Here is an 18,412-nt window from a genome sequence, read left to right as displayed (position 1 = left end):
GTCCGTTAGTCTGTGGCCGTGAGTCAGTACGCGCTGGCCGTCGATATCGGCGGCACCAAGGTCGAGTCCGCCCTCGTCGACGCCGACGGGCAGCTGCTCGACGGCAGCCGAGACCGTCGCCCGACGGGGCACGGGTCGACGTCCGACGAGCTCGCGGATGCGGTCAGAGCCGTCGTCGCGCACGCGCTCGCGGCCCTGCCCGAGGGCGCCGTGATCCTCGGCACGGGCATCGGCAGCGCTGGCCCGGTCGATCTCGCCGCCGGAACGGTCTCGCCCATCAACCTCCCGGCCTGGCGCGGCTACCCCATCGTCGAGCTGGTCGCCTCGCTCGTCGGGCCGGGCGCTCCGGTCACCCTCCGCCTCGACGGGGTCAGCCTCGCCCTCGCCGAGCACTGGGTCGGCGCCACGCAGGGCATCGACAACGCCCTCGCCATCACCGTGTCGACAGGCGTCGGCGGCGGACTCATCGTCAACGGCCGCCTGCTCTCGGGCGGCACCGGCAACGCGGGTCACATCGGCCAGCTGCAGGTGCGCACGCGCCCCGAGGGCGAGTCGTCGGAGTCGGTCACCCTCGAAGTGCTCGCCTCCGGCCCGCACACCGTGAGATGGGCGCAGGAACTCGGGTGGTCGGGTTCCCGAGGCGAAGACCTGGCCCGAGACTATGCGGCCGGCGTCGAGCTGGCCGTCGCCGCCGTGCGCCGCTCCGCCACCGCGCTCGGCGAGGCCATCACGTCGGTGACGACGCTGCTCGACCTCGATGTCGTGGCCGTCGGCGGCGGGTTCTCTCGGGTCAGCCCCGACTACCTCGACCTCGTGCGCGCCGTGATCGACGAGGCCGCGTACAACCCGTACGCCACGCGGATCCGGGTCGTCCGTTCGGGTCTGTCCGACGAGAGCCCGCTCATCGGGGCGGCCGCTCTCGTGCACCAGGCCCACCTGCTCGGCTGATCAGAGACGCCGGACCGCCCCCGAGCACCGGCCGGCTCCGTGACGGAGCTCGGAGGCGTGCGATGCAAGGCGGAGCCCGGTCGACTATGGCGGAGCCATGTCGGCCGGGCGACAACGCCGCAGCGTGCGCCCCCGAGCCCCGTCACATCTTGGGTTCGGCGCGTTTCTGGCGTGCGAATTCTGCGGGATTCTCATCGCCGTTCCAGACGGTGATGATGCCCCAGGCGACTGCGGCGATCGGCACCGCGAGGACGGCGCCCACGATTCCGCCGATGATCGTGCCGGCCGTCAGGGCGATCAGGACGACCAGCGGGTGCAGCGACAGGGAGCGCGCCATGACGACCGGCTGGAGGAAGTTGCCCTCGAGCTGGTTGACCGCGACGACGATGATCACGACGATCACGGCGGGCCAGAAGCCAGCGGCGACGAGGGCCACGAGCGCGGCCAGGACGCCGGCGACGGTCGCGCCGACGAGCGGGATGAACGCCGAGAGGAAGACGATGACCGACAGCGGCAGGGCCAGCGGGATCTGCAGCGCGAAGAGGCCGATGCCGATTCCGATGGCGTCGACCAGAGCGACCGTGGCAGTGCCGCGGACGTAGCCGCCGAACGTGGAGACCGTCTTCTGGCCGACCCGCTGAGCACGCTCGAACTGCTCGCCCGTGAAGGGACGCTCGAGGAAGGCCCAGATCTTCGGGCCGTCTTTCATGAAGAAGAACAGCACGACGACGAAGAGCGCCAGCCCCGTGACGAAGCTCGTCGCGGCCGAGACGCCCGCGAAGGCGCCGCTGGTGAACGTGCTGCTCTGAACGAAGTCGACCAGAGAGTCGAGCGCCGTCTGGATCTGCTTGTCGCTGATGTGGAAGGGGCCGTTCTTGGCGAAGTCCTGCAGCTGGGCGATGCCCTGGGTCGCCGAGTCGACGAGCTCCCCCACCTGGTTCTGGATCGCGTTCACGATGAGCCAGACGACGAGGCCGAGCACCACGACGATCGCGACGAGGGCGATCCAGGTCGCGAGGATCGAGGGGACGCCGTGGCGGCGCATGAGGTCGAGCAGCGGGTACATGGCCGACGCGATGATGAGCGCCAGGATCACCGGGATGACGACCAGGCTGAGCTGTGTCATCGCGAAGACGAGGCCGGCGGCGACGATCACCACCAGGATGATCTGGAGGCTGCGGGTCGCGAGTCGGCCGAACGCGTCGGACCAGATGGTGCGCTGCGCCGACCAGGTCAGGGCAGGCTGCTTGTCGAGGGGTTCGGGTGGCCGAGTGTCTTCGGCCCCGCTGCGGCGCGGAAGGATTGCATCGAAAAGGCCCACGTGGTCTTCTGCTTTCGTCGTCGTCCGGTAACCGTACCGGCGGTCGCCGACGGCCGCCCGGACCTACTTCTTCTTGCTCGACTTGGTCGGAGTCGGAGTCGGCGTCGGGGTCGGCGTCGCCGTCGCGGTGTCGGTGTAGCTGTTGCCGGCCGCGGTCACGATGAAGTTGCTGAACTCCTCGTTCGTGAACGGCGTCGTGTACTTGTACTGCTGGCCGTTGACGAGGACGGTCGGCGTACCGGCGACCTTCTTCACGTCGGTGCCGTCGAGCGGGCCGGTGAGCGCCTGCTGCGTCGCGGTCAGGACCCACGGCGCGTACGTCTGATCGGTGACGCACTTCTGGATCTTGTCGGTGTCGGTGATACCGGAGACGCCCTTGATCAGGGTGACGAGCTGCGCGTTCGTCAGCCCCGCGGTCTGCTCTTCAGGCTGGCGGTCGAACATCGCCGTGTTGAAGTCGAAGAAGGAGTCGGGCGAGTACGTCGCTACGCAGGCTGCCGACGCGGCTGCCCGCTGGGAGTACTTGGTGCCGAGCGACGAGTTCGTCAGGATGGCGATCGGATGGTACTCGACGGTCGCGGCGCCCGACTGCACCAGGCCCTTGATGTAGTCGTTGTTGGCCTTCTCGAAGCCTCCGCAGACGGGGCAAAGGTAGTCGAGGTAGATGGAGATCTTCACCGTGTCGGCGCTTCCGGCGGTCGCTGTCGACGTGGGATCGGCCGACGCCGACGTCGTGGTCGAATCGCCCGAGACGAGCTTCAGCCCCTTGCCGATGGTGATGCCGTTGCCGGCCATGTTGCGCGGGTTCGTCGCCGCATCGGGAACGGAGCTGACGACTGCGTAGCCGACGCCGACGATGAGCGCGACCACGACGACCGCGACGCCGGCGATGAGGGCCCAGCGGCCCCGTCGCGCTCGGGCCTTCTGCCGAGCTCGGGCCAGCCGTGCCTTCTCGCGTGCCACCTGGCGGCGGTCGCCGCGCGAGGGTCGACCGGATCCGGAAGGCGAGCCGTTGTCGTTGTCAGTCATGGAACAGGTTCTCCGAGCGCGGCCGAGAAGCGGCGACGCAGATGCTGGGGATCGACGAGCGATCAGTGAACAGCCGTCGAGGGAATGGCCGGACGAGGCCGACATCCTCCAGGTTATGAGGATCCGCTGGGAAAAGTCCAAGCGACGACGAGGGGCGAATTCGTTCTACCCCCGTCCGGGGGGTGTACGAGACGGTTCGGACTGCCATAATGAGCGAGGCCATCACCGTGGATTGCCTCGGTGATAGTCATCCATTCACAACGGATCGTCCGGCACGTACCTGCCGGTGAAGGAGAAACATCATGGCGTCAGTGACGTTCGAAAAAGCAACCCGCCTCTACCCGGGCTCGACCCGCGCTGCAGTCGACCAGATCGACCTGCAGGTCGCCGATGGCGAGTTCCTCGTGCTCGTCGGCCCCTCGGGTTGCGGCAAGTCCACCACCCTCCGCATGCTCGCCGGCCTCGAAGAGGTCAACTCGGGCGACATCTTCATCGGCGACCGCAACGTCACCGACGTGCCGCCGAAAGACCGCGACATCGCGATGGTGTTCCAGAACTATGCGCTGTACCCGCACATGACCGTCGCCGAGAACATGGGCTTCGCGCTCAAGATCGCCGGCGTCGGCAAGGACGAGCGCGCGACCCGCGTCCTCGAGGCCGCCAAGCTCCTCGACCTCGAGCCCTACCTGGCCCGCAAGCCGAAGGCCCTCTCGGGTGGTCAGCGTCAGCGCGTCGCCATGGGCCGCGCCATCGTGCGTCAGCCCCAGGTCTTCCTCATGGACGAGCCGCTGTCGAACCTCGACGCCAAGCTCCGCGTCCAGACGCGCACGCAGATCGCGTCCCTCCAGCGCCGTCTCGGCGTCACCACGGTCTACGTCACGCACGACCAGACCGAGGCGCTCACCATGGGCGACCGCATCGCCGTCCTGAAAGACGGAGTCCTCCAGCAGGTCGGCACCCCCCGCGACCTGTACGAGAAGCCCGACAACGTGTTCGTCGCCGGCTTCATCGGCTCGCCCGCGATGAACCTGCTTCCCGCCGACATCGTCGACGGCGGCGTCCAGTTCGGAACGAGCGTCGCATCCGTCGAGCGCGACATCCTGTCGCAGGCCACGCAGAAGAACGTCACCGTGGGCGTCCGCCCCGAGGACGTCGTCGTCTCGACCACGGGCGAGGGCCTGAAGGTCGCCGTCGACGTCGTCGAAGAGCTGGGTGCCGACGGCTACCTCTACGGTCACGCTGACGTCAACGGCCAGCGCGCCGACATCGTCGCCCGCGTGGACGGCCGCTCGCACGCCAGCGCCGGCGACACCGTCTACATCACCCCGCAGGCACACCACCTGCACGTCTTCGACACCGAGTCGGGCCTCCGCCTCGGCGACAAGGCAGTCGTCTCCGCGTAATCTCGCTTCACCGCATGGCCCGTCGTCGCCGACCTTCATCGGCACCGGCGGGCCTTGCTCGTTTCCCCTCGAACGGACCCCCGTGACCTCGCTCAACATCACCTCGGCCACCGCCGACCCGGCTCTCCTCGACCTCCCCTGGGACCTCCCCCTCGACGTCTGGCCCGAAGACGCCATCGCCACCCTGCCCAAGGGCATCTCGCGGCACCTGGTGCGCTTCGCGTACCTGAGCGGCTACGTGATCGCCATCAAGGAGACGTCGGGCGAGATGGCCCGCGGCGAGTACGAGATGCTCCGCACGCTGCAGCGCCTCGACATCCCGTGCGTCGACCCGCTCGCCGTCATCACGAACCGTCGCGATGGAGACGGCAACGAGCTCAACCCCGTGCTCGTCACGCGCCACCTCAAGTTCTCGCTCCCCTACCGCGCGCTCTACTCGCAGAGGCTCCGCCCCGACACGGCGGCCCGCCTCGTCGACGCGCTGGCGCTGCTGCTCGTGCGGCTGCACGTCATCGGCTTCTACTGGGGCGACGTCTCGCTCTCCAACACGCTCTTCCGCCGCGACGCCGGCGCCTTCGCCGCCTACCTCGTCGACGCCGAGACCGGCAAGCTCTACCCCGGCGGCCTCTCGAACGGCCAGCGCGAGAACGACCTCGAGGTCGCGCGCGTCAACATCGCCGGCGAGCTGCTCGACCTCGAGGCGGGCGACCGTCTCGACGAAGACCTCGACGCCGTCGAGGTGTCGAACGGCATCGTCGCCAAGTACCGCAGCCTCTGGGTCGAGCTGACGGGCACTGAGACGTTCTCGAACTCCGAGCGCTGGCGCATCAACGACCGCGTCGAGCGCCTGAACGACCTCGGCTTCGACATCGAGGAGCTCGCCATCAAGACCACCGAGGGCGGCACGCAGGTGCGGATCCAGCCCAAGGTCGTCGACGCCGGGCACCACTCGCGGCGCCTGCTCCGGCTCACCGGGCTCGACGCCCAAGAGAACCAGGCCCGCCGCCTGCTGAACGACCTCGACTCGTACCGCTCGAAGAACAACCGCGCCGAGCTCGACGAAGAGATGGTGGCGCACGAGTGGGCCGCCCGCGTCTTCGAGCCGGTCATCCGGTCGATCCCGCGCGACCTGCGCGGGCGCCTGGAGCCGGCCGAGATCTTTCACCAGCTGCTCGAGCACCGCTGGTACCAGTCGCAGGCCGAGAACCGCGACGTGCCGATCGCCGAGGCGCTGACCTCCTACGTCAACGACGTGCTGCGGCACCGCCGCGACGAGCAGATGGTGATCGCGCCGCCGACGGGCGCCATCACCCTCCCCGTGGCCATTCAGGAAGAGAACGCGCAGGCTGCCGAGGCCGAGGAGGACTGGCGCAGCAAGGTCTGAGGGCGCAGGAACTCGCCCCCGCCCCGAAATTCACGGAGTTTCTCGGCCGGCCGCTAGCCCGGTCAGCACGACCGGCCCGGCGCAGGCAGAATCTCCGTGAATGTACGGGGCTACTTGCGTTCGGCCCGCAGCTTGCTGATCTCGTAGAGGGTGACGCTGGCGGCGATACCGGCGTTGAGGCTCTCGGCCGCAGCGGTGATCGGCACGGACACGATGGCGTCGCAGGTCTCGGTGACGATGCGCGACAGGCCCTTGCCCTCCGAGCCGACAACGATGACGAGGGGCTGATCGGCGAGCTCGAGCCCGGGGAGCTGCACGTCGCCGCCGCCGTCGAGGCCGAGCACGAACACGCCCGCCTCTTTGAACGACTTCAGGGTCTGCGTGAGGTTCGACGCCATGGCCACCGGGACGCGGGCAGCGGCACCCGCCGACGTCTTCCACGCCGACGCGGTCACTCCGACGCTGCGGCGCTGGGGCACGATGACGGCCTGACCGCCGAACGCCGCGACGGAGCGGATGATCGCGCCGAGGTTGCGCGGGTCGGTGATGCCGTCGAGCGCGACGAACAGCGGCTTCTGACCGCGGCGACGCGTCTGCTCGAGCAGCTCCATCGGGTGCGCGTACTCGTAGGGCGGCACCTTGAGCGCGAGACCCTGGTGCACCGAGTCGGGGCCGGTGAGGCGGTCGAGCTCCGGGCGCATGACCTCCAGCACGGGGATGCCGCGACGGGTAGCCAGCGTCAGCACCTCCTTGACGCGGTCGTCCATCTCGAGGCGAGCGGCGATGTAGAGCGTCGACGCGGGGATGCGCGCGCGCAGGGCCTCGAGCACCGAGTTGCGGCCGGTCACGATCTCGCTGTCGTCGGAGGCCTTCTTCGAGCGCGGCGGAACGGTGCGGTCGACGGCGGTCCGGGCCGTGCGGATCGGACGCTCAGCCTGGCTGCCGGCCTTGCCGCGGGCGGAGGCCAGGCGATCCTGCGCCGCCTTGCGCTTTCCGGCGGGGTGGTACGGACGGTCTTCGGCCTTCGGCGTGGGCTTCTTGCCCTCGAGGGCCTGGCGACCCTGGCCGCCGGACCCGACCTGCTTGCCCTTGCCGCCCTGGCGGACGGCGCCCGGGCGACCCTTGCGCTCACCTGACGTGTTCTTCATTGTTCAAGACTCCAATGCGACCCCGAGGGGCTGTCTTCGATCGTGATGCCCGCAGCGGCCAGGTCGGCTCGAATGCGGTCGGCGTTCGCGAAATCCTTGGCGGCTCGGGCGCTGTTGCGAGCCTCGAGCAGCTTGTCGACCAGGGTGGCCAGCGCGGTGTGCGCGGCGCCCTCGTCGGACCCCCTCCACTCGGGAGCGTACGGGTCGAGCCCGAGGACCTCCACCATGGCACGGGTGTGCTGCCATTCGCGCGCGGCGGTGTCGAGGTCGTCGTCGTCGAGGGCCGCGTTGCCGCGGCGGACGCTGTCGTGCAGGGCGCCGAGGGCCTGGGGCACGTTGAGGTCGTCGTCCATGGCCTCGGCGAAGGCGTCGGACACGACCCGGCTGCCGACTCCGACGAAGCGGGTGCCGGCCAGGCGGCGACCGGCCCGGCCGAGGAACACCTCGACGCGGTCGAGTGCGGCCTCGGCCTCTTCGAGGGCGCCGTCGTGGTAGTCGATCGTCGAGCGGTAGTGCGCCGCCGCGAGGAAGTAGCGGACCACGATGGGGCGCGCCATGGCCAGGAACTCCGATGCGAAGATCGAGTTGCCCAGCGACTTCGACATCTTCTGGCCGTCGACGTTCACGAGGCCGTTGTGCATCCAGTGGTGCGCGAAGTCGTCGCCCGCGGCCGTCGACTGCGCCAGCTCGTTCTCGTGGTGCGGGAAGCGCAGGTCGAGCCCGCCACCGTGGATGTCGAACGCGGCGCCCAGGTAGCGCTTCGACATGGCGGAGCACTCGATGTGCCAGCCCGGGCGGCCCGGGCCCCACGGCGACTCCCAGCTCGCCGACTCGGGCTCGCCGGCCTTGGTGCCCTTCCAGAGCGCGAAGTCGCGCGAGTCGCGCTTGCCGCGCGGATCGGCGTCGGTCGCCGACACCATGTCGTCGAGCTTCTGATTGGTCAGTGCGCCGTAGGTCGGCCACGAGACCGTGTCGAAGTAGACGTCGCCCGAGCCGTCGGGCGCCGGGTAGGCATGGCCGCGCTCGATGAGAGTCGCGACGATGGCCTGCATCTCGGAGACGCTCGCCGTCGCGCGCGGCTCGTAGGTCGGCGGCAGGATGCCCAGCGCCGTGTAGCCGGCGGTGAATTCGAGCTCGTAGCGGTAGGCGCGCGCCCACCACTCCTCCGCGGTGTCGGCGGCGAGGTTCAGGATCTTGTCGTCGATGTCGGTCACGTTGCGCACCAGCGTGACGCGCAGCCCGCGGTAGGTGAACCAGCGGCGCCACAGGTCGTAGACGAGAGCCGAGCGGAGGTGGCCGATGTGCGGCGACGACTGCACCGTCGGGCCGCAGACGTACAGGCCCACTTCACCGTCGACGAGCGGGACGAAGTCGGTGATCGACTGCGCGCGGGAATCGTAGAGGCGAATGGTCACCGCCACAGCCTAATCGGCGTGCGGCTCGCGAGGCAGCGCCGGCATGGACCGCTCAGCGGGCGGCGACCTCGACGAGCGCCGTGGCGATGACTGTCACGCCCTCGCCGCGACCGGTGAACCCGAGGCCGTCGGTCGTCGTCGCCGAGACCGAGACGGGAGCGCCGACTACCGCGGTGAGGGCCGCCTCCATCTCCATGCGGCGTACAGCGAGGCGCGGGCGATTGCCGACGACCTGCACCGACACGTTCACGATCCGGGCTCCGGCCTCGGCGAGCAGCTCGAGCGTCCCCTCCAGGAAGACGGCGCCCGACGCACCGGCGTAGCGCGGATCGGCCGTTCCGAACCGCGACCCGATGTCGCCCAGCCCGGCCGCCGACAGGATCGCGTCGACCATGGCGTGCGCGACCGCGTCGCCGTCGCTGTGCCCCGCCAGCCCGGGCTCGCCCGGCCAGTCGAGCGTGCCGAGGCGAAGCGTCTGGTCGGCGTCGAAGCCGTGCACGTCGATACCGACGCCGACGCGGTGCTCGACAGGGGCATCGGGCGCAGGAACCGCACTGCCCCCGGCGAGCATCTCGGCTCGCTGCAAGTCCCACGGCGTCGTGATCTTGAACGCGTCGTGCGAGCCCTCGACGACGACGACGTCGTGCCCGGCGGCGGAGAAGAGGGCCGCGTCGTCGGTGTGGTCGACCTCCGCTTCGGCGTACGCGGCGTCGAGCGCCGCCCGCGGGAAGCCCTGAGGCGTCTGCATCGCGACGAGCTCCGACCGGTCGACGGTCTCGGCGACGAGGCCCGAGGATGTGATGCGCTTGATCGTGTCGCTGACCGGGAGCCCGGGAACGACGCCCCCACCCGTCTGCTCGACCATCAGGGCGACCGCCTCGAACTGGGCGGGCGGCGTGAAGCAGCGCGCCGAATCGTGAACCAGGACGGTGGTGACCGCGGGGGCGACGGCGGCGAGGCCGGCCGCCACGGAGGCCTGGCGGGAGGGGCCGCCCGCGACGACGGTGACGAGCGGGGCGGCGTGGCCGGCGGTGGTGGCGGCGAGTTCCTGCGCCCGGGTCGTCAGGCTCGGCGGGACGACGAGGACGATCTGGTACGGCACCGGGCACCGGAGGATGCCGCGGATCGACCACTCGAGGATCGTGCGGCCGGCGACCTCGACGAACGCCTTCGGGAGCCCCTGCGCCAGGCGGGTGCCGCTGCCGGCGGCGACGACGACGACCGCGCGGCTCGGAGCTTCGCCTACGATGCGAGGACCTCGTCGAGGACGGTCTCGGCCGCCGCCTCGTCGGTGTTCTCGGCCAGGGCGAGCTCGGACACCAGGATCTGCCGCGCCTTCGCGAGCATGCTCTTCTCGCCGGCGGAGAGGCCCTTGTCGTGGTCACGGCGCCACAGGTCGCGGACGACCTCGGAGACCTTGATGACGTCGCCGGAGGCCAGCTTCTCGACGTTCGCCTTGTAGCGACGCGACCAGTTCGTGGGCTCTTCGGTGAAGGAAGCGCGCAGCACGTCGAACACCTGCTCGACGCCCTCGCGGCCGATGACGTCGCGGACGCCCACCAGGTCGACGTTCTCGGCCGGGACCTCGATGACGAGGTCGCCCTGCGTGACCTTGAGGGTGAGGTACAGCTTCTCTGCGCCCTTGATGACGCGCGTCTTGACAGCCGTGATCTCTGCCGCACCGTGGTGCGGATAGACGACGGTCTCGCCGACCTCGAACTGCATGCTGGGGCTCCGTTCCGGTGGCCCAGATTACCATGCGGGCGCCCTACCAGACCCGCCCGTGACATCGACGAGGGCCGCTCTAGGCTAGGCTGGGGGAGCATTCGAAACCCGTTCTGGAGGAACCTGTGAGAGCACGCACCACGGCAGCCGTCGTCATTGCCGGAGCCGTGATGGTCCTCACCGCGGGCTGCAACTTCATCAGCCCCCAGGCCACCACCGAGCACTACGACGCGAGCGACGGGGTCAGCATCAACGTCGGCGACGTCGAGGTCCGCAACGCGATCGTGTTCACCGACAACGGCGACGAGGCCAGCCTCAGCGTCACGCTGCTCAACGAGGGCTCCTCCGACGCCAACGTGAAGATCCAGTACGAGTCGCTCGGGTCGCCGAAGACCGTGAGCGTCGACGTCCCGGCCGGCGAGACCGTCAGCCGCGGCACGCAGGGCGGTGACGAGCAGATCCTGATGAACGGCATCGGCGAGCAGGCCGGCTCCCTCCTCAAGGTCTACATCCAGTACGGCTCGTCCACCGGCAAAGACCTCAAGGTGCCCGTGCTCGACGGCTCGTTCGCCGAGTACGCGACGCTCCTCCCGTCGCCGGTCGCGACCAATGACGTCGTGCCGACCGACTCGGCGACGCCGGCTCCGTAGCGATCAGCCCACCCCCGCACTTCTCACGAAGGCCCCCACCTCGCGGTGGGGGCCTTCATCGTCCTGCGCGGTGCGCCCGGGTGCTTGGGCGGGTGCCCGTCGGCTTCGGCGCGTCTCCGGAGACGCCCCGAAGCCGACGAACCCCCGCCGACCCGAGCGGTCAGGCCTCGATGCGATAGCCGAGACCGCGGACCGTCACGAGCGCCTTGGGCTCGGAGGGGACGGACTCGATCTTCGAGCGGATGCGCTTGATGTGCACGTCGAGGGTCTTGGTGTCGCCGAAGTAGTCGGACCCCCAGACGCGGTCGATGAGCTGACCGCGGGTCAGGACGCGGCCGGCGTTGCGCATGAGCAGCTCGAGGAGCTCGAACTCCTTCAGCGGCATGGCGATGTCCGTGCCGCGGACCGTGACGACGTGGCGCTCGACGTCCATCGAAATCTCGCCGGCGGTCAGGGTCGAGTCGCTCAGCTCCTCGAGGTCGACGCGGCGGCGAAGGACGGCCCGGATGCGAGCCAGCAGCTCGCGCGTCGAGTACGGCTTGGTGACGTAGTCGTCGGCGCCGAGCTCGAGCCCCACCACGATGTCGACCTCGCTGTCCTTGGCGGTCAGCATGACGATCGGCACCTGCGAGCGGTTGCGCAGCTCGCGGCAGACCTCGGTGCCCGGCAGTCCCGGCAGCATCAGGTCGAGCAGCACGAGGTCGGCGCCCTCCCGGTCGAACGCCGCGAGCGCCTTGGGGCCGTCGTCGGCGACCGTGATCTGGTAGCCCTCACGCTCCAGGATGAACGCGAGGGGCTCGCTCAGGGATTCTTCGTCTTCGACGATCAGGATGTGGGTGGGCATGTCAGTTGTCTCCTCGGACGGGGACCGTGGCCGTTGAGGCCTCGGGAAGACGGATGGTGAAGGTGGATCCGGAGCCGAGCTGCGACCACAGGCGGATGTCGCCGCCGTGATTCTGCACCACGTGCTTGACGATCGCGAGGCCCAGGCCGGTGCCGCCGGTGCGACGCGACCGCGCAGGGTCGACCCGGTAGAAGCGCTCGAAGATGCGCTCGCGGTCGGCATCGGAGATGCCGTCGCCCTGGTCGGTGACCGCGACCTCGACGATCCCCTGGTCGGTGATCGTCGCGCCGATGCCTATCCGCGAGCCGTCGGGCGAGTAGTGGACGGCGTTCGCCACGAGGTTGTGGACGGCCATGGCCAGCTGATCGGCGTTGCCGACCACGGTGGCCTTCTTGCCGCCGCGGGCGAGGATCTCGATCCCTCGCGCGTCAGCCTCGACGCGATTGCGCTCGACGGCCGCCCGGATGACTGTGCGGATGTCGACGATCGACGGCTCGGACAGCGGATCGACCGCCTGCAGGCGCGAGAGCTCGATGATGTCCTGCGTCAGGCGTCCGAGTCGGAGCGACTCGCGAGTGAGGCTCTTGGCGAAGTAGCGCACCTGCTCCTCGTCGTCGGCGGCCTGCTCGAGGGCCTCGGCCAGGAGGCCGACCGCGCCGATCGGAGTCTTGAGCTCGTGGCTGATGTTCGCCACGAAGTCGCGACGGACCTCCTCGAGGCGGTGCGACTCCGTGTTGTCCTGAGCGAGGACCAGTACGTAGCGCGTACCGAGCCGGGCGGCCCGGACGTGCATCCGCAGGTCGGTCTCCTGGCGGAGGGTGCGCGCGATCAGGAGGTCTTCGGTCACCGGGTCCTCCGAGAGCCGCGCCCGCTCGATGAGGTCGACCATCTCCGAGTGCGACACCTGCTGCATCGCGACGAGGCCGTGGGCGATAGCCATCGCGGAGGCCTTCTGGACGTTGTTCGACGGATCGACGACGAAGCCGGCGGTGTCGAGCGCGTCGAGGATGGCGCCGACGCCATCGGGAAGGGACACGTCGCTGAGAGCACGAGCCCGACGACCGCGTTCGGCCGCAAAGAAGATCAGGAGAACGAGCCCCGCGCCGATGACGATGCCGAATGCCAGGGAGATCGGCACCAGCCAGGGGGAGTACATGGTTCTCAGGTTAGTGAACAGCAGGTGGACCGCCAGTGCCGCGGTGTCGGCGACCGCACTAGGTTGGAGACTGTTCTCCTGCGGCTCACCGGTCGTTAACCTGGGCGGTGGAGGCTCGGTCACACTGCGCGGGCGAGATTCTGCGGATCGAGACAGATAATTCTTGACGGGCGCGTCCTGAACCAGGACGCCCCGCACCATGCGGCATGCCGCAACGAAAGGGTCGACCAAGACAATGCGCGAGGTATTCCAGCTAGAGCTCCAGGAGGTCCAGGAGCGGCTCGTAGAGATCTCGTCGATGGTTGCCGTCTCGATCGAGAACGCCACGCGCGCGTTCGGCGAGTCGAACGTCAGCCTGGCCGAGCAGGTCATCGTGGACGACGAGCGGATCGACTCCCTCGCCATCAGCCTCGACGAGCTCGCCATCGACATCCTGGCCCGCCAGCAGCCGGTCGCCCGCGACCTCCGCATCGTCGTCAGCGCCCTCCGCATCTCGGCCTCGCTCGAGCGCATGGGCGACATGGCCGAGCACATCGCTCAGCTCGCCCGCTACCGCTTCCCCGAGAAGGTCGTGCCGAAGAGCCTCCGCCCCACGTTCACCGAGCTCGGCCAGCTCGATGTCGCGATCGCGAAGAAGCTCACCGAGCTCCTCACCACCGAAGACATGCGTCTCGCCGAGGAGATCCGCAACGACGACGACCGCATCGACGAGCTGCACCTGAGCGTCTTCGACAAGGTGCTCGGCGAGACCTGGAAGGGCGCTCCGGCCGACACTGTCGACGCCACGCTGGCCAGCCGCTACCACGAGCGCTTCGCCGACCACGCGGTCTCGATCGCCAAGAAGGTCCAGTATCTCGCGACCGGCGACTGGGTCGGCGCCGAGGTCTAGGTCCGCGGGAAACGGGGGCCTCGAGCACTGCTCGAGGCCCTTTTCAGTTGCGTCTCGGTTTGCGTTCAAGTCTTGACGACAGACATTTCGAGGGCAATGATTCGAGCGTGTCAAATCTCCAAGGTCCACCGGCGGACCGCAGGCAGTTCCCGCCTGCCGGGCAGAGTCCCGGCTCGCAGACCTCCCTCCGCAAGCGCAATCAGCAGCGTGTCGTCGAGACGCTCATGCGCGTCGGGGCATCTACTCAGGCGGACCTCGCCCGCAGCACCGGCCTCAGCACCGCGACCATCTCCAACATCGTCACGTACATGGCGAAGAACGGCATGGTCAGTCTCACCCCGACGACCAGTTCCGGCCGCAGAGCGGTGTCGGTGCAGCTCATCACCCAGAACGGCACGGTCGCCGCGGGGATCGGCTTCGGCCGCCGGCACCTCAGGGTCGTGCTCGTCTACCCCGACTACACGATCGCGGCCGAGGAGAACGTCGTCCTCGAGCAGAAGTACGATCCGCGCCACGGCTTCGACGTCGCCAAGCAGGTCCTCACTCGCCTGATGGAGCAGACGGGGGTCTCGTGGGAGGCGCTCTCGGGTGTCGGCGTCGGCATCCCGGGATCGATCGACCGCCGCGACCTCATGCCCGTGATCGGCACCGTCTGGGCCGAGTGGGCGTTCGTCGACGTGGTCGTCGAGCTCGAGGACCGCCTCGGCGTACCCGTCGTGCTCGACAACGACGCCAACCTCGGCAGCGTCGCCGAGACGATCTGGGGGCTCTACGGCGGCACCCGCAATCTCGTGTACCTCAAGGTGGGCTCCGGCATCGGTGCCGGGCTCATCCTGAACGGGCAGCCGTTCAACGGGGCCACCGGCGTGACCGGCGAGGTCGGGCACGTGCAGGTCGTGCCCGACGGTCAGGCCTGCCGCTGCGGCAACCGCGGCTGCCTCGAGGCAGAGGCCTCGATCACCGCCATGCTCGACCGGCTCGGCACCGTCACGCCCATCCAGTCGACGGAGCAGCTCGTCGCCTCGGTCCAGGCGGGCGACGTGGCGGCCCTGCGCGTCATCGAGGATGCCGGCCGTCTCATCGGCCGCGTGGTCGGCGACCTCGCCAGCATCATCAGCCCGGAGGTGATCGTGCTCGGCGGCCCCCTGGCCGTGCTCGGCGACACCCTCCTCGAGCCGATCTCGCGCTCGTTCGCGCGTCACGTCCTGCCGCTGGTCCGCGACGCGACCGAGATCGTGGCCTCCACGCTCGACGATCGGGGCGAGGCGCTGGGCGCCGCGGCCCTGGTCTTCCACCAGGCGGCAGTCCGCGTTATCTGAACCTTGCTCGCCTTCAGGCCGCAACGGGAGTAGACCGAATGTGAGCGCTCCCAATGGCAGAGGTTCGTGAAGCCGTTACAAATTCGTTGCGTTAACCTTTTGACGCCAGCGCCGGATCGGCCTACTGTGATCCCGGGCCAAGTGGCCAGCGGGGCGACGAAGCTCAACCCGACAACGATGTCTTTAGAAAAATGGCGGTGCACAATGGCTGGTTCACCAACCATCCTCGAGATGCGCTCGATCACCAAGGAGTTCCCTGGTGTGAAGGCCCTCTCTGACGTGAACCTGACCGTGAAGGCCGGCGAGATCCACGCGATCTGCGGCGAGAACGGTGCAGGCAAGTCGACCCTGATGAAGGTCCTCTCGGGCGTCTACCCCTTCGGGACGTACTCGGGCGACATCGTCTACGAGTCGCAGGTCGCCCAGTTCTCGGGCATCAAGCAGTCCGAGGCCGCAGGCATCGTGATCATCCACCAGGAGCTCGCGCTCATCCCCGAGCTGTCGATCACCGAGAACATCTTTCTCGGCAACGAGCCCGGCAAGCGCGGCGTCATCAACTGGATCGAAGCCCAGCGCACGGCGAAAGACCTGCTGGCCCGCGTCGGACTCACCGAGAACCCCGACCAGAAGATCAAATCGCTCGGCGTCGGCAAGCAGCAGCTCGTCGAGATCGCGAAAGCCCTCAACAAGAGCGTCAAGCTGCTCATCCTCGACGAGCCCACCGCCGCGCTGAACGAGCAGGAGTCGCAGCACCTCCTCGACCTCATCGTCGGCCTCAAGGCCCGCGGCATCACCTCGATCATGATCAGCCACAAGCTGAACGAGATCGAGCAGATCGCTGACACCATCACGATCCTCCGCGACGGCAAGACGATCGAGTCGCTCGACGTCAAGGCCGACGGCGTCAACGAAGACCGCATCATCCGCGGCATGGTCGGCCGCTCGCTCGAGAGCCGCTTCCCCGACCGCACGCCGAACATCGGCGAGAAGTTCTTCGAGGTCACCAACTGGACGGTGCGCCACCCGCTCGACCCCGAGCGCCTCGTCTGCAAGAGCGAGAACTTCTTCGTCCGCCGGGGCGAGATCGTCGGCTTCGCCGGCCTCATGGGCGCCGGTCGCACCGAGCTCGCGATGAGCATCTTCGGCCACTCGTACGGCACCTTCGTGTCGGGCGAGGTCTACAAGGACGGCCGCGAGATCCGCACCGACACGGTGGCCCACGCCATCAAGAACGGCATCGGCTACGTCTCCGAAGACCGCAAGGCCCTCGGCCTGAACCTGCTCGACACGATCAAGCGATCGACGGTCGCCGCGGGCCTCCCCAAGATCACGCACAACGGCGTCGTCTCCTCGGTCGAGGAGTACGAGGTCTCCGAGCGCTACCGCCGCAGCCTCCGCACCAAGGCCTCGAGCGTCGACCAGGGCGTCTCGAAGCTGTCGGGCGGCAACCAGCAGAAGGTCGTCCTCGCCAAGTGGATGTTCACCGACCCCGACCTGCTGATCCTCGACGAGCCGACCCGCGGCATCGACGTGGGCGCCAAGTTCGAGATCTACGGCATCATCCAGGACCTCGCGGCCCAGGGCAAAGCCGTGATCCTCATCTCCTCCGAGCTCCCGGAGCTCCTCGGCCTCTCGGATCGCATCTACACGATCTTCGAAGGCTCCATCACCAATGAATTGACCGCAGCCGAGGCCGACCCCGAGTCGCTGATGGTGAGCATGACCTCGAAAAGGACAACGGTTCGATGACGAACATCAAGAAGAACATCGACAGCATCCTCGGCAACAAGGGGGGCGGGATCAGCCAGTACGGCATGATCATCGCGCTGATCGTGATCATCATCGGCTTCCAGATCTGGACCGGTGGCAACACCCTCGCTCCCGGAAACGTGATCAACGTCTTCCAGCAGTACTCGTACATCCTGATCCTGGCCATCGGCATGGTGATGGTCATCGTCGCCGGTCACATCGACCTGTCGGTCGGCTCCGTCGCGGCGTTCGTCGGCATCATCGTGGCGCAGGCCATGGCGGTCTGGCACTGGTCGTGGTGGGCCGCGATCATCCTCGGCCTCGTGGTCGGCGTGCTCGTCGGCGCATGGCAGGGCTTCTGGGTCGCCTACGTGCGAGTCCCCGCGTTCATCGTGACCCTCGCCGGTCAGCTGATCTTCCGAGGCGCGAACCAGGCCATCGGCAACTCGACCGCTGTGCCGGTGCCCGACGACTTCCAGAACATCGGCAACGGCTACATCAGCGACTTCGGCCCCAACACCGGCTTCAGCAACGGCACCCTGCTCCTCGGCATCGTCACGATCGTCGCGATCGTCATCTTCGAGTTCCGTGCCCGCAACAACCGCGTCAAGATGGGCGCGCAGCCGGCTCCGCTGTGGACCAGCATCGTCCGCATCGTCGTGCTCGGCGGCGTCACCGCCTACGCCACCATCCTGTTCGCCTCGGGTCGCCCCAACACGTCCGTCCCGATCGTCGCGATCATCCTCGGCGTGCTCGTCATCATCTACGGCTTCGTCACGAACACCACCACCTTCGGCCGCCACCTCTACGCAGTCGGCGGCAACTCGAACGCCGCCGTCCTCTCGGGCGTCAACTCGCGCCGCGTCAACTTCCTCGTCATGCTCAACATGTCGGTGCTCGCCGCCGTCGCCGGCATGGTCTTCGTCGGCTACTCGGGTTCGTCCGGCCCGGCTGACGGAACCGGTTGGGAGCTCGACGCGATCGCCGCCGTCTTCGTCGGCGGAGCCGCGGTCGCGGGTGGCGTCGGAACCGTCGTCGCCTCGATCATCGGTGGTCTCGTCCTCGCGTTCCTGGCCAACGGCCTCTCGCTCAAGGGCATCGACACCAACCTGGTCCAGATCATCCGCGGTCTCGTCCTCCTGATCGCCGTCGCGTTCGACGTCTACAACAAGACTCAGGGCCGCCCGTCGATCACCGGCTACCTGACCCGCGGCTTCGGTCGCAAGAACAAGAAGGACGACGGGCCCACGTCCGGCGGCCTGAAGGGCTCCGGCGCGCAGCCGCAGTCGATCGACCAGGACTCACAGGTTTTGCTTCCCTGAGCGGCGCACTCGCAGGCCCCTCAGGCACCAGCAGAAACACGGGATGCACCACTCGTCCCACAGCACCGGATGCACCAGCACCCACACCACGTGCGCCCAGGCGCACACCA

At 68.5% G+C, this 18,412-nt stretch carries 16 protein-coding genes; 8 read left to right on the top strand and 8 right to left on the bottom strand.

Going from position 1 to position 18,412, the window contains the following annotated elements:
* Window positions 1–18 precede the first annotated feature (18 nt).
* A complete protein-coding gene (locus tag AC07TY_RS14235) occupies window positions 19–948 on the top strand; it encodes an ROK family protein (RefSeq protein ID WP_123507130.1) in 930 nt (309 codons plus the stop codon).
* 142 nt (window positions 949–1,090) lie between these two features.
* Here AC07TY_RS14235 and AC07TY_RS14230 read toward each other — a convergent pair whose 3' ends face one another.
* Both AC07TY_RS14230 and AC07TY_RS14225 read right to left on the bottom strand, forming a co-directional pair.
* The gene (locus AC07TY_RS14230; protein ID WP_494785728.1) at window positions 1,091–2,269 is read right to left on the bottom strand and encodes an AI-2E family transporter; all 1,179 of its coding nucleotides are present in this window, start codon (window positions 2,267–2,269) and stop codon (window positions 1,091–1,093) included.
* A 63-nt stretch (window positions 2,270–2,332) separates the two neighbouring features.
* Window positions 2,333–3,298 carry a DsbA family protein gene (locus AC07TY_RS14225; RefSeq protein ID WP_158614267.1) on the bottom strand — a complete coding sequence of 322 codons (966 nt, stop codon included), beginning with the start codon at window positions 3,296–3,298 and terminating at the stop codon, window positions 2,333–2,335.
* Window positions 3,299–3,600: 302 nt separating this feature from the next.
* On the opposite strand from AC07TY_RS14225, the gene AC07TY_RS14220 reads away from it, so the two are divergent.
* Together AC07TY_RS14220 and AC07TY_RS14215 are read left to right on the top strand one after the other, a co-directional pair.
* On the top strand, window positions 3,601–4,701 hold the full coding sequence (locus AC07TY_RS14220; RefSeq protein WP_123507078.1) for an ABC transporter ATP-binding protein: 1,101 nt from the start codon (window positions 3,601–3,603) through the stop codon (window positions 4,699–4,701).
* 82 nt (window positions 4,702–4,783) lie between these two features.
* Entirely contained in the window at window positions 4,784–6,085 is a 1,302-nt protein-coding gene (locus AC07TY_RS14215; RefSeq protein ID WP_123507077.1) for a DUF4032 domain-containing protein, read from the top strand.
* 110 nt (window positions 6,086–6,195) lie between these two features.
* Here the strand turns inward: AC07TY_RS14215 and rlmB are convergent, their stop codons facing one another.
* The 4 genes from rlmB to AC07TY_RS14195 are packed head-to-tail and all read right to left on the bottom strand — an operon-like array spanning window position 6,196 to window position 10,373.
* A complete protein-coding gene (rlmB, locus tag AC07TY_RS14210) occupies window positions 6,196–7,233 on the bottom strand; it encodes a 23S rRNA (guanosine(2251)-2'-O)-methyltransferase RlmB (RefSeq protein WP_488625482.1) in 1,038 nt (345 codons plus the stop codon).
* Complete coding sequence (cysS, locus tag AC07TY_RS14205; protein ID WP_494785727.1) at window positions 7,230–8,648, bottom strand: cysteine--tRNA ligase; 1,419 nt, start codon at window positions 8,646–8,648, stop codon at window positions 7,230–7,232. The genes rlmB and cysS overlap by 4 nt, the downstream gene beginning before the upstream one ends.
* A gap of 52 nt (window positions 8,649–8,700) precedes the next feature.
* Window positions 8,701–9,897, bottom strand: a complete 1,197-nt coding sequence (ispD, locus tag AC07TY_RS14200; protein ID WP_494785742.1) for a 2-C-methyl-D-erythritol 4-phosphate cytidylyltransferase — start codon at window positions 9,895–9,897, stop codon at window positions 8,701–8,703.
* Entirely contained in the window at window positions 9,891–10,373 is a 483-nt protein-coding gene (locus AC07TY_RS14195) for a CarD family transcriptional regulator (protein ID WP_488625481.1), read from the bottom strand. The genes ispD and AC07TY_RS14195 overlap by 7 nt, the downstream gene beginning before the upstream one ends.
* Before the next feature lie 125 nt (window positions 10,374–10,498).
* Between AC07TY_RS14195 and AC07TY_RS14190 the strand changes: the two genes are divergently transcribed.
* A complete protein-coding gene (locus tag AC07TY_RS14190) occupies window positions 10,499–11,023 on the top strand; it encodes a hypothetical protein (RefSeq protein WP_488625480.1) in 525 nt (174 codons plus the stop codon).
* Window positions 11,024–11,183: 160 nt separating this feature from the next.
* Here the strand turns inward: AC07TY_RS14190 and AC07TY_RS14185 are convergent, their stop codons facing one another.
* Entirely contained in the window at window positions 11,184–11,867 is a 684-nt protein-coding gene (locus AC07TY_RS14185) for a response regulator (protein WP_123507071.1), read from the bottom strand.
* A gap of 1 nt (window position 11,868) precedes the next feature.
* Window positions 11,869–13,023 carry a sensor histidine kinase gene (locus tag AC07TY_RS14180; protein WP_123507070.1) on the bottom strand — a complete coding sequence of 385 codons (1,155 nt, stop codon included), beginning with the start codon at window positions 13,021–13,023 and terminating at the stop codon, window positions 11,869–11,871.
* 235 nt (window positions 13,024–13,258) lie between these two features.
* Here AC07TY_RS14180 and phoU point away from each other — a divergent pair, with 235 nt between their 5' ends.
* From phoU to mmsB, 4 genes are all read left to right on the top strand, one after another.
* A complete protein-coding gene (gene phoU / locus AC07TY_RS14175) occupies window positions 13,259–13,912 on the top strand; it encodes a phosphate signaling complex protein PhoU (RefSeq protein WP_123507069.1) in 654 nt (217 codons plus the stop codon).
* A 107-nt stretch (window positions 13,913–14,019) separates the two neighbouring features.
* On the top strand, window positions 14,020–15,231 hold the full coding sequence (locus tag AC07TY_RS14170; protein WP_488625479.1) for an ROK family transcriptional regulator: 1,212 nt from the start codon (window positions 14,020–14,022) through the stop codon (window positions 15,229–15,231).
* Between the two features lie 204 nt (window positions 15,232–15,435).
* Window positions 15,436–16,980, top strand: a complete 1,545-nt coding sequence (gene mmsA, locus AC07TY_RS14165) for a multiple monosaccharide ABC transporter ATP-binding protein (RefSeq protein ID WP_494785726.1) — start codon at window positions 15,436–15,438, stop codon at window positions 16,978–16,980.
* A complete protein-coding gene (gene mmsB / locus AC07TY_RS14160) occupies window positions 16,977–18,302 on the top strand; it encodes a multiple monosaccharide ABC transporter permease (protein ID WP_123507066.1) in 1,326 nt (441 codons plus the stop codon). Before mmsA ends, mmsB begins: the two co-directional genes overlap by 4 nt.
* Window positions 18,303–18,412 lie beyond the last annotated feature (110 nt).

The organism is Frondihabitans sp. GW821-FHT04F02 (assembly GCF_059420045.1).
This window is presented reverse-complemented; position numbering and strand designations above follow the sequence as displayed.